Raw genomic sequence first — 14,783 nt, forward strand, 5'->3', positions numbered from 1 at the left:
GCGTTACCAGCCGCCGCCGCCGCCTCCACCACCGCCCCCGCCGGAGAAGCCACCCCCGCCTGAGCCGGAGCTACTGGAGCTTTGCGGCATGGAACTGCTCACCGCAGAGGTGATGTTCGATGTGATCGTACTGTTGAGGCGGTGAAGCGAGCTCTGCCCGTAAGCATAGTGTGACCAGCCCGGGTTGTAAGCTGCCGCTTCCGTCGGCAGGACAGTCTCGAAATGCTTGGTCCAGGGCTTCTCAACGCCGAGCGCAATCGCATAGGGCAGGAATTTCTCATAGCGTTCCGTCGTCATCGGGGGCGGCCTGTCTGTGCCCACCTCAGCCGCATTCAGCTGCAGTTTCTCGGCCTTTTCGAGATACAGCTTGAAGCCTTCAATCTCTGTACGCACCTTTTCGCCCATCGCTGTTGGCGCTGGCATGAGATACATGAAAAGCCCGTTGAGGAGCGCCATGGCGATCACAAGTGCTGTCAGCCAGATCGACCAGGACGCCGCCAGCTTGATCGCGATAACAATTGCAATCGCGGACATGACAATCGCCACCAGCGTGTAGCCGATATTCCAGCGGAAGTAGTCCCGACCGAACTTGTCGGACACTTTCTTCCGGAATGTCTGATAGGCGCTTGTGAAGGACGGATTGTATTTGTCCCCCAAGGTGACGGGGCCGGTGAAAAACAGCCGCTGCTCCAGCGTCGCTTCTTCGGCAGGCAGTTTCGATACGTGCCCCTCTTTCGGCGTAAGGAGCGTCTCTTTCTTGTCGCGCGCATCAATATCGATGAGGCCCTTGATACCGAGATTGACCAGCGTCGCGATCAGCGCGTCATGATCGTGGAAGCCGCGATGATAGATGTGGTGCACGGCGGCTGGGGAATAGCCGCGCGGGGCTTCATAGCGCGCGAAAACGGGGCCCTTTGGAGGGTCACGGCCGACCTTGTTCCACGACCTATAGAGGAAGGCAAACACCCCGACGAGCGAGGCAAGAAGCACTGCCAAAGCGCCGTGACGCTGTAGCCAGAGCGAGCGTTTGTCGCTTGCCGATGGAGGGTCGATGACGCCCTTCTCAACGGCGACAGCGACCGTCAGTCCTTCCCGCGGCCCGAGCGGCGAGGTCGTCTCGAAGACATACGCATTGCCCGCTCTGCTGAAATCATAGGAAGAACCGCTGGCGCCCTGAGCGCCGGTATAGGCCTTCTCCTGAACCATCCTCGCGCCGTCCGGGAAAGTGATGCGAGCGCGCGCGCGCTGGATCGGGAACTGCCAATAGGACCCTGTTACGTTCCAGTAGAGCTCATCATAGTCATCGAAATAGCGGATCTGGTTTTTGACTCGATAGATGATTTGATAAGTGTGCGGACCAATTGGGATACGCACGTCCGGGTCACCAATGCGAATACGCCAGGCATTGCCTTCGGTCGTGGTCTCGTACGGCTCCTCTCGTCCATCGCGCTGGACATCAATGACTTTGTAGTCATAGCGAAGCTTGTCGCCGTCATTCTCGAAATAGCGCGGCAGGTCCCGGAAGATGCCCCGATTGATCGCATTGTGCTCGGCGCGCAGATCAATCGTCTCTTTCACGATGATATCACCGCTCGTCTCGACGTCGATGGCGACATCGTAGCTGATAATCTCTTCCTGGGCGGCCGCGCTGAGCGAGAGCCACAGCGCAACGAACAGGCAACCAAGCAAACGCGCCATTATTTTTGCCCTCCAAAGTCCACCCCTGGCATGGCGCGGTCAGCCGTCTCAATCTCGAAATAGGCCGCTTCCTCAAAGCCGAGCGGCCCGGCGACGACATTGCCGGGAAACGTCTCGACGGCGGTGTTCAGTTCACGCACGGCGCCATTATAGAAACGGCGCGCCATCTCGATCTTGTTCTCAGTGTCCGAAAGATCGCGTTGAAGGTCCCGGAAATTTTCGCTGGCTTTGAGGTCCGGATAGTCTTCAGCAACGGCGAACAGCTTTCCAATCGGGCGCGACAGCTCGCTCTCGGCCTGCCCGCGGGCGCGCGGCTCATCACCGGCCTTAGCGGCCTGATTGCGCTTCTCGACGACCTCTTCGAAGAGCTGTCGCTCATGGCCTGCATAGCCTTTGACCGTCGCTATGAGAGAGGGGATGAGATCAGCCCGGCGCTTTAGCTGAACATCAATGTCAGCCCAGCCATTGCTCACCATCTGGCGCTTCGCGACCAGCGAATTGTAAATCACGATTGCGCCGATCAGCAGCAAAGCTGCCAGACCAAGCAGGATATAAACCAGCGTCATTTCATTCCCCCGAACTGAACGCATTTCACAGCGCAGACTATCGGCCAATCCGGCGGGCCTGTTAAGGGGAGATTGGGTCATCATCCTGAAAAGCCGCCATCGCCCCATGTCCGTTACGCTTCGTCTCTTCGCATTGACCGCGCTCGCCATGACCGCATTTGCGGCCAATTCGGTGCTGGCGCGTCTCGCCATGGCGACCGGGGAGGCCGGGCCATGGACATTTACAGCGCTGCGTATTCTCTCCGGCGCGCTGGTGCTGGTTTTGCTGGCGGGGCCGCGTCAGGCGATTGGGCATGGCAGCTGGCTCTCGGCGCTCGCCCTGCTCGGCTATGCCGGGGCGTTTTCATACGCCTATCTTTCACTTCAGGCCGGGACCGGGGCGCTGATCCTCTTTGCCCTGGTTCAGATCACGATGATCGGCTGGGGGTATGTGCTGGGCGAGCGGCTAAGGCTCTTGCAATGGGCCGGACTCTTTATGGCTGTGGCAGGTCTTGTCTGGCTTCTTCTGCCAGGCCTTGGCGCGCCGCCGTTGATCGGCGCGGGCCTGATGGCGCTGTCTGGCATTTCCTGGGGCGTCTATTCGTTGCGCGGGCGCGGGCAGAGCGCGCCGACCGCCAGTACGGCCGGGAATTTCGCGCGCGCCGCGATCCTGGCGCTCCCGATCACCCTCGCTGTCTTTTTCATCCACCCTGAAGCCAGCCCGAGCCTCGAAGGAGCCGTCTACGCCATCATCTCCGGCGCAGTGACGTCAGGCCTTGGCTATGCGATCTGGTACGCCGCTTTGCGGGGCCTAACGGCGAGCCTTGCCGGGATCGCGCAGCTTACCGTTCCGGCGCTTGCGGCGGCGGGCGGCCTCACCTTCCTCGCCGAACCGCTCACCCTTCGCTTCCTGATGGCCACCACTGCCATTCTGGCAGGCGTCGCGCTCGCCAGCCTCTCGGCACGGCGACGCAAGGTTTGACTTCGCGGGCCGCGCCCCGCACCAAAGCAACTTGTCTGATTACCTGCAGGAGATACCGCATGATCCGATCCGTTCTTTTGTCCGTCTTTGCAGGGCTCGCAGCACCAGCGGTCTCCATCGCGCTTGCACAAGCGGGCGGCGAGAACGGGCCAGATCTTTCCATCGAGGCTATTTCACCTGACAGCGAGAGCGTGAATGTCGGTCTTGCCGGGCAGGACCCGGCGAATATCGCGCGCTATCTTCTGGCCAATGGCGCGGGCACGACCTTCATTTCGCCAGACGGCAAGACGATCGCCTTTTCTTGGGACATCACCGGCAAGCCGCAACTCTGGACGATGCCGAGCGCGGGCGGCCAGCCGCATCAGCTGACCTTCGGCAATGGCATCACCTTCTTCCGCTGGACGCCTGACAGCACCGCGCTGGTCTATGGCGCGGACAATGACGGCAATGAGCAAGAATCCTATTACCGAATCCTCGCAGACGGATCCGAAGAAGCGCTCGTCCTCGCCGCCGTCGAAGGGGGCTTCCGCGAGTTTGGCGACATCAGTGCCGACGGCAAGACCATCGCCTTTGCCTCCACTGAGCGAAACGGCCTCGACTTCGATATCTATACGGCTGACCTCGCAACCGGCGAAACGACGCGTCTTTATGAAGGCGTTTTCGGCTTCTCGGCCCATTCGCTCTCGCCCGATGGCAAAAAGCTCATCGTGACCGAAGCCGTCGGCGAAGACTCCGACAATCTCTACCTGCTTGATGTGGACACCCGCGAGCTGACGGAGATCGCCAAGCCTGACCCGCGTGCCAATCACACCAATGGCGGCTTCGTCTGGCTACCCGACAGTTCAGGCTTCTACTTTTCCTCAAATGAGCGTGGTGAGTTTTCAGCCCTGACAGGCTATGGCGTCGCCTCTGGCACAACCGACGTTCTGGAAAAGACATCACATGACGTCGCGGATGTTCACCTCTGCGGCAAGGAAGGCGAATATCTTGTCTGGACGGAGAATGTCGACGGTTTCGATACGCTGAAGATCGACCGCAATGGCATCTTGCTGGATGTCGACACATCAGATCTGCCCGAAGGCGTCTATCAATTGAGCTGCGCAGCGGAGACCAACCAGCTCACCATCCAGGTCAATGGCTGGCGCACCCCCGGCGACATCTATCTGATGGATATCGAAACCGGAGAGATGTCGCAGGTCTTCGCTTCCGACTATGCCGGCCTCGACCGCGACCGCCTCGTGCGCCCGCAGAGCATCCGCATGACGGCGCGCGACGGCGTAGAGCTGCAAGGCCTGCTCTATCTGCCGGACGCCACCTCAAGATCCGGCACACAAAAGCCGCCTGTCCTGTTTGAGGTTCATGGCGGACCGACCGGCCAATCCGTGGCGAACTTCAATCCGGTGATCCAGTATCACCTTGATCGCGGCATTGCCGTCTTCCAACCCAATGTGCGCGGCTCAACCGGCTTTGGCCGCACCTATACGACGCTTGATGACCAGACAAAGCGCCGCGACAGCGTCCGCGATCTCATCGACATGCTGGAAGCGCTGGAAGAAGGCGGACAGGTCGACACCAGCCGCGCCGCGGTCTCTGGCCAATCCTATGGCGGCTACATGGTCAACGCCGTTCTCGTGCTCTATCCGGACGCGTTCGACGCCGGCGTTGCGCGTTATGGCGTCGGCAATTGGGTGACCGCGCTGCAGGTCGCGTCGCCGGCGCTAAAAGCCTCTGACCGTATCGAGTATGGCGATATCCGGGAGCAGGAATGGATCGACTATTACACCGAGAACTCTCCCGTGGCCCTCGCCGACCAGATCAAGGTTCCGGTGCTCTATTCTCATGGCATTATGGATCCGCGGATCGACATCTCAGAGACGGAGATCATGGTCAAAACCCTGCGCGAGAACGGCATTGATGCGCCCTATATCCGTATCCCGGACGAAGGCCATGGCTGGCGCAAGCTGTCCAACCAGCTGTTCTATTTCCGACGTCAGGCTGACTTCCTGGAAGAGCAACTGAACGCGGCTGATTGAATTGCAGACCAAGCTGATTGACGCGCCCCTCAATCAGGGCCATTGCCTTCCCGCATGACTGAGGCCCCAGCCACAAAAAAGCACGGAAAGAATGCCTTCCTGTTTGTCATCGTCTGCGTGGCGATCGACATGCTTGGCTTTGGCATCATCATCCCGGTCCTTCCATCCTTGCTGATGGAGCTCTCAGGGCGAGGGGCCTCTGAAGCTGTTGAGATCGGCGGTCTGATCGGGGCGGTGTTTGGCCTGATGAACTTCATCGCCATGCCGTTCCTGGGCAATCTGTCCGACAGGTATGGACGCCGTCCGGTGCTGCTCGCTTCAATCGCGACCCTCGGCATCGACTTCATGATCATGGGCTTTGCCCATTCGCTCATCCTTCTCTTCATCGGCCGGGCACTTTCAGGCATTTCATCGGCCACCTATTCTACCGCCAACGCCTATATCGCCGACACGACAGAGCCAGAGGAACGCGGCAAGGCGTTTGGCATGATCGGCGCCGCCTTTGGCTTTGGCTTCGTCGTCGGACCGGTGATTGGCGGATTTCTTGGCGATATACACACCCGCCTGCCCTTCTTCGCCGCTGGCGGCCTTGCCTTCCTGAACTTTCTCTACGGATACTTCGTCCTGCCGGAGTCGCTTGCGAAGGAAGACCGGCGCCCGTTCGATATCCGCCGCGCCAATCCCTTCGGCGCGTTCAAACACTTCTCGAAGCTGCCCAAAGTGGCCTGGTTCATTGCGACAATCGGTCTGTTCAGCCTCGCGCATTCGGTCTACCCGTCGACATGGAGCTTCCATGGCGTCATTCGCTATGACTGGAGCGACCGCGAGATTGGCATATCCCTCGCCTGCGTCGGGGCGGGCTCCGCCATCGTTCAGGCCGCGCTGATCGGCCCGATCATCAAGCGCTTTGGACCGGTGCGCACCGCCGCTGGGGGCCTCTTTATCAATGTCGTGGCGCTCGTGCTTTACGCCTTCGCTGACCTGCCCTGGATGGTCTATGCGATCATCCCGATTGGCTCTCTGGGGGGCGTCATGATTCCGGCGATCAACCAGATCACTTCCGGCATTACCTCACGGCGCGAACAGGGCGAGCTTCAGGGCGCGACGGCCAGCCTGCAATCCCTGATGTTGATTTTCAGCCCGATCATCATGACGCAAACCCTGCATGCCTTTTCGGCCGATGACGCACCGATCCATTTTCCGGGCGCCGCCTTCATGCTGGCGGCAATCATCACGGCGCTGGCGGCCATCCCCTTCATCCTTGGCGTGCGCGCAAATCGTGCAAAAGTTTCCGAGCTCACCGCATCTGAATAGGCAAGCTGCGTCTGCCGGAAATCTCAGGCGCGCAGGACTGGTCGAGCGCCGCAGGCTCGACTAAGGAAACGTGGATGACCGTCATGCGCCCTGCCCTCTTCCTTGACCGCGACGGCGTGTTGAACGTCGACAGGGGCTATGTGAGCCGCATTGAGGATTTCGAGTGGATCGAGGGCGCGAAGGAGTGCGTCGCGACCTTCAAGGCACGCGGCTGGTTTGTCTTCGTCGTCACCAATCAGTCGGGCATTGCGCGCGGGTTCTATACCGAAGAAGACATGGAAAAGCTGCACGCCCATATGGCCGAGGAACTTGCCGAACACGGCACGGCCATCGACCGCTATTACCACGCCCCCTGGCATGAAGAGGGCGAGATTGCCCGCTATCGAAAGCACAGCATCGACCGCAAGCCGGGGCCAGGCATGCTGCTGCAGGCGATGGCCGACTTCCCCGTCAATCGCGAGCAGAGCTTCCTGATCGGCGACAAGCAGACAGATATCGAAGCAGCCCACGCAGCGGGCGTCGGAGCTTTCCTTTTCAAGGGCGGTAATCTCGCGACCTTTGCCGAATGGGCGCTGGCAAGTTTTGAAGACGGGATGCGCGGATGAGTGTGGATGTACGGCCTTTAACGGCCAACGACGAGCAAGCTTGGCGTTCGCTCTGGCGCGGCTATCTCGACTTCTACGAAACCACGGTTTCTGAGGACGTGTATGCAGCGACCTTTCGGCGTCTGACTGATCCCGATACTGCTGACATGGCCGCACTTGTCGCCGAACAGGATGGCAAGGTCTGCGGCCTGGTCCATTACATCTTCCACCGCCATTGCTGGCGGGTCGAGGATGTCTGCTATCTTCAGGACCTGTTTGTGTCGCCTGATGTTCGCGGCGGCGGGGTTGGCCGCGCCCTCATACAGGCGGTCTATGACGCAGCGGACGCAAACGGCACGCCGTCGGTCTACTGGGCGACGCAGGAGTTCAACTATCGCGGGCGCATGCTCTATGATCAGGTCGCCACGCGGACACCGTTCATAAAGTACCAGCGCTGAAAGCGGCCCGGCATGAAACGTATCGGCATTATCGGCGGCATGAGCCCTGAAAGCACGGTGATCTATTATCGCCAGCTCAATGACGGCACGCGGCGCGCCTTAGGGCCGCTTGCGACAGCCGACTGCCTGATCGCCTCCCTGAATTTCGGCGAGATACAGGCCCTCCAGAAGGCCGGCGACTGGACGCGTGCGGGCGAGGTGCTTGCCGATGCCGCAAGCCGGCTTGAAGGGGCTGGCGCCGAGCTCATCATGCTGGCGACCAACACCATGCACAAATGCGCTGACGCAATCGAAGCGGCTGTGTCGGTGCCATTCCTGCACATTGCGGATGCAACCGGGCGGCGTCTGCAGGCGGATGGCCGAACGGCGCCGCTTCTCCTCGGTACGGCGTACACAATGGAGCAGGACTTCTACAAAAAGCGCCTTCTGGGCGCTTGCGGCATAGAAGTCATCGTTCCAGACGCCGAAGACCGGGCCTGTATCCACGCCATCATCTTCGACGAACTCGTCAACGGCATCGTGACCGAGGAAAGCCGCGAGGCCTATCTCGATGTGGTCTCACGCTATTCAGACCGAGGAGCTGACAGCGTCATCCTTGGCTGCACGGAAATCGGCATGCTGCTGGACAGCGGCAATTGCCCGCTGCCGGTGTTCGACACCGCCCTCATTCACTGCGATGTCGCCCTGGACCTCGCGGCCCTCAAAGAGGCTTGAGCGTTTTCCCGTTGAGGCCGCCCATCCGGCAGACCTCCATCCACTCGTCTTCTTTCACCGGCTGAACCGACAGTCTGAAGCTCGTGACAAGCGCCATATCTTCCAGCGCCTCATTTGCCTTCACCGCTTTTAGCGTCACCGGCTTAGGCATGTCGCAGACGGCCTTGATGTCGACGCAGTCCCAGCGCTCATCATCAGTAGTCTTGTCCTGCGCGCTTTCGGCGCAAATCTCGACGATGCCGACAACTTCGAGGCCTTTATTGGAGTGGTAGAAGAAGCCTTTATCGCCGACCTTCATGTCCCGCATGAAGTTGCGCGCCTGATAGTTGCGCACGCCGGTCCACTGGGTGCCCTTTTCGCCGGCTTCAGTCTGGTCGTCCCAGCCCCACTTGAACGGTTCGGACTTGAATAGCCAGTATGCCATTACGGCCTCCTCTCAATCTCATTCGAGAGGTGACATAGGGCGGTTTGCCGTGATTGCGAAAGGGGCGCGCGTGCGATTGCGATCAAACGCCGTCCGGGGCGTCGCCCCCGTCTGTTTCCTTCAGCCGTCCGCGCGCAGACTTGCGCCGGCCTTCCGCCGCGACGGGGGTGCCCGCATTTGCGAGCCCGGTGAGCGGCACGCCGTTGTAAACCGCCTCATAGGCTCCGGCCTTCACCAGATAGGTTTCGTGCCAGATGCCAACATCGCCGCTCGTCCCAACCTTGTTGTTGAAGGCCTTCCAGGCAGGAAGGTGCTCGGCCGTGCGGTCGGTGGCATAGGCGTGCAATTGCTCGAAGCTTCGCCAGTACTGGATCACCATCGTCCCCGGAAAGCCGAAGACGGTGCGGGCGTGGAGCAGCCCGAGCTCAGGCTGTTTGGCAAGTTCGATCAGCATGCGCGGCATGGCCATCATGACCGGCCACCATTTCCAGACTTTCCAGGCCCGGTTGACCCGCATCCCGATCAGAAAGACGACAAAGTCGCCCTCGATCTCTACGGTCATCCGCTTGTCGATCCGCTTTGCCATCCCCTACGCCCTCCCTTGTTGTGATTTCAGCCTGTAGCTGCCGATTGCAGGCAGGCCTCCCGGACAAGATGTTCCAGATCATCCCAGCCCTTATAGGCGCGCAGGGCCCGGTCGGTCCCGATCCACGCATCCTCGAAGGCCTCTCTGAGGTCATCGTCGCGCAGGATCGGCAGCAGCGGATCAAGGCAGACACGGATGGTGAAACAGACCGCCCCGGTTTCAGGCAGCTTACGGATCGTCTGGCGTTCGACACGCAGGTGCAAATCCTCTGGATCGGCACCGGATGCGTCCGGGCGCACTGGCGTATAGCGGGCATTGCCAGCCTGGACGGTCCAGTTGAACCGCTCCAGCACTTTACCCTCGCCAAGCCCGTCAAATATACGATTTATACGCCGCGCTAACTGCGGGTCACCGCCTGGGACAGGCCCATGTAGCCCGCCCAGCGTCAGACCGATTTGCTCTGACAATCGCCAATAAGTCGGCGCAGCCACGGCACCGGCCTCCAGCACCCATTCGCCATCTTCATCGCGTTCCAGCAGGCAGAGATCGTCCGACACCAGGGCCGCGGCCATGGCGAGCGGGTTTGTCCAGTCCTCGCAGGTGCGCAGGCCTGAGGCTTCGCCCACCATCGCAAGAAGCTCAAAGGCGGCGCGGCCATCAATATCGCCGAGGACGGTATCATCCGGCTGATTTTCCATCAGGATTTGTTTGGCGAGCAGCCATTCATCCGCTTCGCTATCCGGCATCAGCCACTGGCGTTCTGCAATCGGCCTCAGACCGGGGGCAACTCTGGGAGGCCCCAGCAGGAACGGCAGATACGGCGGCTGTCTATGAGGCACGGGCCGATCCCCAGCTCACAAAGCCTGCGAAGCGTGGCGTGTTGGGAAGATACATGGTCTGCGTATCGTCTAGCGTGAAGCCTGCTTCGCGCAGCATCGCTTCGGTATCGCGGGTCAGATGACACCCACCGACAAGCGGCTTCCAGACCGGTTCGATCCGCTTTTGCCACTTCGTCACATCCTCATCGGGGGCAAGGCCATGTTCAGAGAAAAGAATAATCCCGCCGGGCTTTAGCACGCGGCGGATTTCCGACAGCGTCGCCTGCCAGTCGGGGATCGTGCACAGCACGAAGGTCAGCACGACGGTATCGATGGAATTGTCTTCCAGCGGCACGGCTTCGGCGCCCGCCTTGATGATCTCGATACGATCTGCCCAGCCCAGCATGGAGGCTGCCTTGCGGGCCCGCTTGATCATGCCGGATGAAGGTTCCAGCGCGTACAGTCGCTCGACCTTCGACTGGTCATAATAACCAAAATTCGTGCCCGCCCCGCAGCCGACTTCCAGAATAGAGCCTGCCGCCTGAGGCACGACCTTGGCACGCTGTTTCATGATGGGCTTCGTGGCGCACGCGCAGGAGACGAGCGGCGGCACAACATATTTTCCCCACAGGCCCATCTTTCAATCTCCCGGTTGCATGAGCCGCTTGGTGGCCGGATTGGCTGGATCCAGAGTCAAACCAGTTTGAGTCAGCACTACTTTGTAAGACAAGCCGTCGCCCATTGGCGCGTACACTGCCGACCCAAATTGCTTGCCGTTCACGCCAAGTCGATCACCCTGCTCCTTGGCAAGTGCATAGACATCTAGTCCCGGATTTTCCGACAAAGCGAGCCCATTGCTGGTCGCGCTGGTGACAGACCCGGTCGTGTAACGCTGATTGTTTCGCCCCTCGACATATTCCAGGCGATAGACGCTGTCATAGCCGAGCATGTTGGCCATCGGCTCAAACGTGATGACCTGTGCGCCCATGGAAAATTCGTCGCCCCGCAGGACGCAGGGCTGGTCCACCTCACCCGGCACGAAGCAGTTGATATCGTCGCCCTCAGGCACGGCAATGGTGACGGCATAGGCATCCTCTTCGCCATCAACCGCCGCAAATGAGATCTCAGCAACCGGCTGCTCATAGGTGAGGCGCTTATAGGTCTGCAGGTTGAGGCCCGCGAAGGTGCCAATACCCGCAAGACCGAGAAAGCCGATCCCGAACAGGAAGCGGAGCCCGCCTGTCATCAGGTTCAGCTTCATCAACCGGCCCATTCCGGCAAAAGTGAGCAACAGCCCGACAATGCCGGCAGCGCCTGGAATGATCCACCACAACAGATCCATGCCGTATCTCCATCCCATCGCAGGGCTGCGACCCTGCTGTGTGGAACGAGTCTTAACTCACAGTGCCCGATTGCCAAACTGCTGATTGTGATACGGCCTGCTATCTCGCCAATCAGGTGCATTCACTTTGCAGCCCGGCGTGCTAGCTTGACCGGGAAATGCCCAATAAGGGGAGGCACACGATCCATGAAACTCGTCCGTCTATTGAGCGCTGGCGCAGCCGGCCTGGCCCTCATCTTACCTGCCGTCGCGCAGGACAATGACACCGATGATTCCAGGCGTTTCACCGCGGAACGTGTCTTCGACATCGAGTATGCAACGTCTCCTCAGATTTCGCCGGACGGGTCAAAGATCGTCTATGTCCGCCATTCGATGGACCGGATGAAGGATCAGGACCGGGGCGACCTCTGGATCATTGATGTGGACAGCGGCGAGCAACGCCCTCTGGTGACCGGCGGCGCATCTGCGAGCAGCCCTGTCTGGTCGCCCGATGGCACGCGCCTCCTCTACACCACATCCGGCAATGGCAAACCGGAACTACGCCTGCATTATCTCGACAGCGGCGACAGCTTCTCCCTCGCGCAATTCGAGCAAGGCCCGTCGGGCGCGAAATGGTCACCCGATGGCAAGCTCATCGCCTTTTCGATGTTCGTCGCCGACGACAAACCAAGCTTCGCCACCCCCATCGAACAGCCTGAAGGCGCCGAGTGGAACGCGCCGGTCAGAGTGTTCGATGACCTGACCTTCCGTTTCGATGGCGCTGGCTATCTCGAAGACGGATATGACCAGGTTTTCGTTCTGTCTGCCGATGGCGGCTCGCCGCGCCAGATCACCGAAGCTGATGGTGGCCTCTCCGGGCCGGTCTGGCTGGACGCTGACACCCTGCTTGCGACCGGTAACCTCGATGAGAACCGCGACATGCAGCCGGTCGAGAGCGAGATTTACGCGGTTGAGCTTTCCGACAAGTCGGTCCGCGCGCTCACATCGCGCGAAGGGCCGGACTACAGCCCCGCCGTCTCACCAGACGGGAAGACCATCGCCTTTCGGGGCTTTGACGACCACGTCAAAGCCTATGAGGAGGACAATCTCTACCTGATGAATGCCGACGGCTCGAATGTCCGTGAAATCGCCGCCAACTATGAAGGCGCCTTTGGCCCGCTGCGCTGGGCGGAGAATGGCCGCAGCCTCTACTCGCTGGTCGAGAATGCAGGCATCCTCGAAATCGTGGACGTATCGCTGAATGGCAATGTCTCGACTGTGATCTCCAATGTAGGCGGTGAATCCATCGGCCGGCCTTATGCGGATGGCTCGTTTTCCGTCTCCGACACCAGCCGCCCCATCTTTGCCTACACATCGGCCTCTCCGGACCGCCCGTCCGACGTCGCCGTCGCTGGGCGTGATGTCCAGGACCGCGTGCTGACCGATCTCAATGGCGACGTCCTGCCGTATCTCGACATGGCGAAAATTGAGGAGATCAAGGTCTCCTCCAGCGCCGATGGCCGCGAGATCGAGGCCTGGGTTGCCCTGCCGCCGGACTTCACCGCCGACGGCAGCTTCCCGATGATCCTCGAAATCCATGGTGGCCCCTTCTCCATGTATGGGCCGTTCTTTGCGAGCGAGATCCAGCGCTATGCCGCTGAAGGCTATGTCACCGTCTGGGCAAACCCGCGCGGCTCCACCGGCTATGGCGAGGAATTCGCGCAGCTGATCGACAAGAAATATCCCGGCAATGACCATGATGACCTTATGAGTGTCGTCGATGAGCTGGTCGCCCGCGACTATGTCGACCCTGACCGTCTCTTCATCACAGGCGGCTCAGGCGGCGGTATCCTGACGGCCTGGGCGGTCACCAAGACGAACCGGTTTGCGGCAGCCGCCTCGGTCAAACCAGTCATCAACTGGATGACGATGGGCCTTGCGAGCGATATCGGGCCTTACGTCAACAAGCACTGGATAGGCGCCAATCCGTGGGAAGAGCCGGAAAAATTCCTCGCTCTGTCGCCGATCAACTATGTCGGCAACGTGAAGACGCCGACGCTGATGATGGTGGGCGAAGAGGACTTCCGCACGCCCGCCTGGGAAGCTGAACAATTCTATTCCGGCCTCAAGCAGAACGGCGTCGACACCGCCCTCATCCGCGTGCCCGGATCGCCGCATTATATCGCCAGCCGCCCAAGCCGCCTGATTGCCAAGACGGACAATATCATGGGCTGGTTCGCCAAATATGACCCTGCCAAGCAGGACGATGAAAAGGACGACGCTGAATGAGCAACCTAAATGCCCTGATCGAGGCCCTGCCAAAGGCCGAGCTTCATCTTCATCTGGAAGGCAGCCTAGAGCCTGAACAGCTGATGGAGTTTGCCGCCCGTAACGGTGTCGACATCCCGTTCAAGACGCTGGAAGAGGTGCGCGCGGCCTATGAGTTCTCGAACCTACAGGACTTTCTCGACATTTATTATCAGGGCATGTCGGTGTTGCAGACCGAGGCAGACTTTCACGACCTGACAGACGCCTATCTGCAGCGCGTTGCGGCCGACAATGTCCGCCATGTCGAGGTGTTCTTTGATCCGCAGGGCCACACTGATCGCGGCATTCCTTTCGACGTGCCGATCAAGGGCATCCTCAGAGCGCTGGATGCGGCCGAAGCGAAATACGGCATCACCTATCGCCTTATCATGTGCTTCCTGCGCCATCTCTCGGAGGAAGACGCCTTCGAGACATGGGAGCAGGCCCAGCCTTGGCTGTCCAAAATCCACGGCATCGGCCTTGATAGCTCAGAGAATGGCCACCCGCCGTCGAAATTCACGCGCATCTATGAAGCGGCCCGCAAGGCTGGCCTGAAACTCGTCGCGCATGCCGGCGAGGAAGGCCCGCCATCCTATGTCTATGAAGCGCTGGATGATCTGAAGATCGACCGCATCGATCATGGCAACCGTTCGCTGGAGGACGACGCACTCGTCGCGCGCATCAAGGAGGCCGGTCTGACGCTAACCGTCTGCCCGCTCTCGAACCTCTCGCTCTGCGTCGTCGATGACCTCAAGGATCATCCGATGAAACGCATGCTTGAGCTTGGCCTGAAGGCGACGATCAACTCAGATGATCCGGCCTATTTTGGCGGCTATATGAATGAGAATTACCGCCAGACCGCTGAGGCCGTCGGCCTGACCCGCGAGGAGATTATCACCATCGCAAAGAACGGGTTTACCGGCTCCTTTTTGTCGCCCGAAGAACAGGCGCGTCACCTCGCCGAAATAGACCGCATCGCATCGGCGCACTAAGGCAGGA

The 14,783-nt window shown here is 60.2% G+C and carries 15 protein-coding genes; 8 read left to right on the plus strand and 7 right to left on the minus strand.

What is annotated here, in order from left to right; translation table 11 throughout:
* Window positions 1-3: 3 nt before the first annotated feature.
* The gene (locus B8783_RS10975; protein WP_084420166.1) at window positions 4-1,698 is read right to left on the minus strand and encodes a DUF2207 domain-containing protein; all 1,695 of its coding nucleotides are present in this window, start codon (window positions 1,696-1,698) and stop codon (window positions 4-6) included.
* Window positions 1,698-2,264, minus strand: a complete 567-nt coding sequence (locus B8783_RS10980; RefSeq protein ID WP_084420167.1) for a LemA family protein — start codon at window positions 2,262-2,264, stop codon at window positions 1,698-1,700. Before B8783_RS10980 ends, B8783_RS10975 begins: the two co-directional genes overlap by 1 nt.
* Before the next feature lie 106 nt (window positions 2,265-2,370).
* Between B8783_RS10980 and B8783_RS10985 the strand changes: the two genes are divergently transcribed.
* The 6 genes from B8783_RS10985 (at window position 2,371) to B8783_RS11010 (ending at window position 8,328) form a co-directional block, all read left to right on the plus strand.
* Entirely contained in the window at window positions 2,371-3,225 is an 855-nt protein-coding gene (locus B8783_RS10985) for a DMT family transporter (RefSeq protein WP_084420168.1), read from the plus strand.
* Window positions 3,226-3,284: 59 nt separating this feature from the next.
* Entirely contained in the window at window positions 3,285-5,258 is a 1,974-nt protein-coding gene (locus tag B8783_RS10990; RefSeq protein ID WP_084420169.1) for a S9 family peptidase, read from the plus strand.
* 54 nt (window positions 5,259-5,312) lie between these two features.
* Window positions 5,313-6,572: a TCR/Tet family MFS transporter gene (locus tag B8783_RS10995; protein WP_084420170.1), complete on the plus strand. Its 1,260-nt coding sequence runs from the start codon at window positions 5,313-5,315 to the stop codon at window positions 6,570-6,572.
* 74 nt (window positions 6,573-6,646) lie between these two features.
* Window positions 6,647-7,177: a D-glycero-alpha-D-manno-heptose-1,7-bisphosphate 7-phosphatase gene (locus tag B8783_RS11000; protein WP_084420171.1), complete on the plus strand. Its 531-nt coding sequence runs from the start codon at window positions 6,647-6,649 to the stop codon at window positions 7,175-7,177.
* Window positions 7,174-7,614: a GNAT family N-acetyltransferase gene (locus B8783_RS11005; RefSeq protein ID WP_084420172.1), complete on the plus strand. Its 441-nt coding sequence runs from the start codon at window positions 7,174-7,176 to the stop codon at window positions 7,612-7,614. Before B8783_RS11000 ends, B8783_RS11005 begins: the two co-directional genes overlap by 4 nt.
* Before the next feature lie 12 nt (window positions 7,615-7,626).
* Window positions 7,627-8,328 (plus strand): aspartate/glutamate racemase family protein, encoded by a 702-nt coding sequence (locus B8783_RS11010; protein WP_084420173.1) that lies wholly within the window; start codon window positions 7,627-7,629, stop codon window positions 8,326-8,328.
* Here the strand turns inward: B8783_RS11010 and B8783_RS11015 are convergent.
* The 5 genes from B8783_RS11015 to B8783_RS11035 all read right to left on the minus strand — a co-directional run bounded on the left by B8783_RS11015 (window position 8,315) and on the right by B8783_RS11035 (window position 11,498).
* On the minus strand, window positions 8,315-8,752 hold the full coding sequence (locus tag B8783_RS11015) for an EVE domain-containing protein (protein WP_084420174.1): 438 nt from the start codon (window positions 8,750-8,752) through the stop codon (window positions 8,315-8,317). The genes B8783_RS11010 and B8783_RS11015 overlap by 14 nt on opposite strands.
* Before the next feature lie 82 nt (window positions 8,753-8,834).
* Window positions 8,835-9,338: a DUF4188 domain-containing protein gene (locus B8783_RS11020; protein ID WP_084420175.1), complete on the minus strand. Its 504-nt coding sequence runs from the start codon at window positions 9,336-9,338 to the stop codon at window positions 8,835-8,837.
* Window positions 9,339-9,364: 26 nt separating this feature from the next.
* Complete coding sequence (locus B8783_RS11025) at window positions 9,365-10,177, minus strand: heme-dependent oxidative N-demethylase family protein (RefSeq protein WP_139792336.1); 813 nt, start codon at window positions 10,175-10,177, stop codon at window positions 9,365-9,367.
* Window positions 10,167-10,793: a class I SAM-dependent methyltransferase gene (locus B8783_RS11030; protein WP_084420177.1), complete on the minus strand. Its 627-nt coding sequence runs from the start codon at window positions 10,791-10,793 to the stop codon at window positions 10,167-10,169. The genes B8783_RS11025 and B8783_RS11030 overlap by 11 nt, the downstream gene beginning before the upstream one ends.
* Before the next feature lie 3 nt (window positions 10,794-10,796).
* The gene (locus B8783_RS11035; RefSeq protein WP_084420178.1) at window positions 10,797-11,498 is read right to left on the minus strand and encodes a hypothetical protein; all 702 of its coding nucleotides are present in this window, start codon (window positions 11,496-11,498) and stop codon (window positions 10,797-10,799) included.
* Between the two features lie 186 nt (window positions 11,499-11,684).
* Here B8783_RS11035 and B8783_RS11040 point away from each other — a divergent pair, with 186 nt between their 5' ends.
* Together B8783_RS11040 and B8783_RS11045 are read left to right on the plus strand one after the other, a co-directional pair.
* Window positions 11,685-13,766 (plus strand): S9 family peptidase, encoded by a 2,082-nt coding sequence (locus tag B8783_RS11040; RefSeq protein WP_084420179.1) that lies wholly within the window; start codon window positions 11,685-11,687, stop codon window positions 13,764-13,766.
* On the plus strand, window positions 13,763-14,776 hold the full coding sequence (locus tag B8783_RS11045) for an adenosine deaminase (RefSeq protein WP_084420180.1): 1,014 nt from the start codon (window positions 13,763-13,765) through the stop codon (window positions 14,774-14,776). Before B8783_RS11040 ends, B8783_RS11045 begins: the two co-directional genes overlap by 4 nt.
* The last annotated feature ends 7 nt before the right edge of the window (window positions 14,777-14,783 follow it).

This window comes from Henriciella litoralis (genome assembly GCF_002088935.1).
GTDB classification, from domain to species: domain Bacteria; phylum Pseudomonadota; class Alphaproteobacteria; order Caulobacterales; family Hyphomonadaceae; genus Henriciella; species Henriciella litoralis.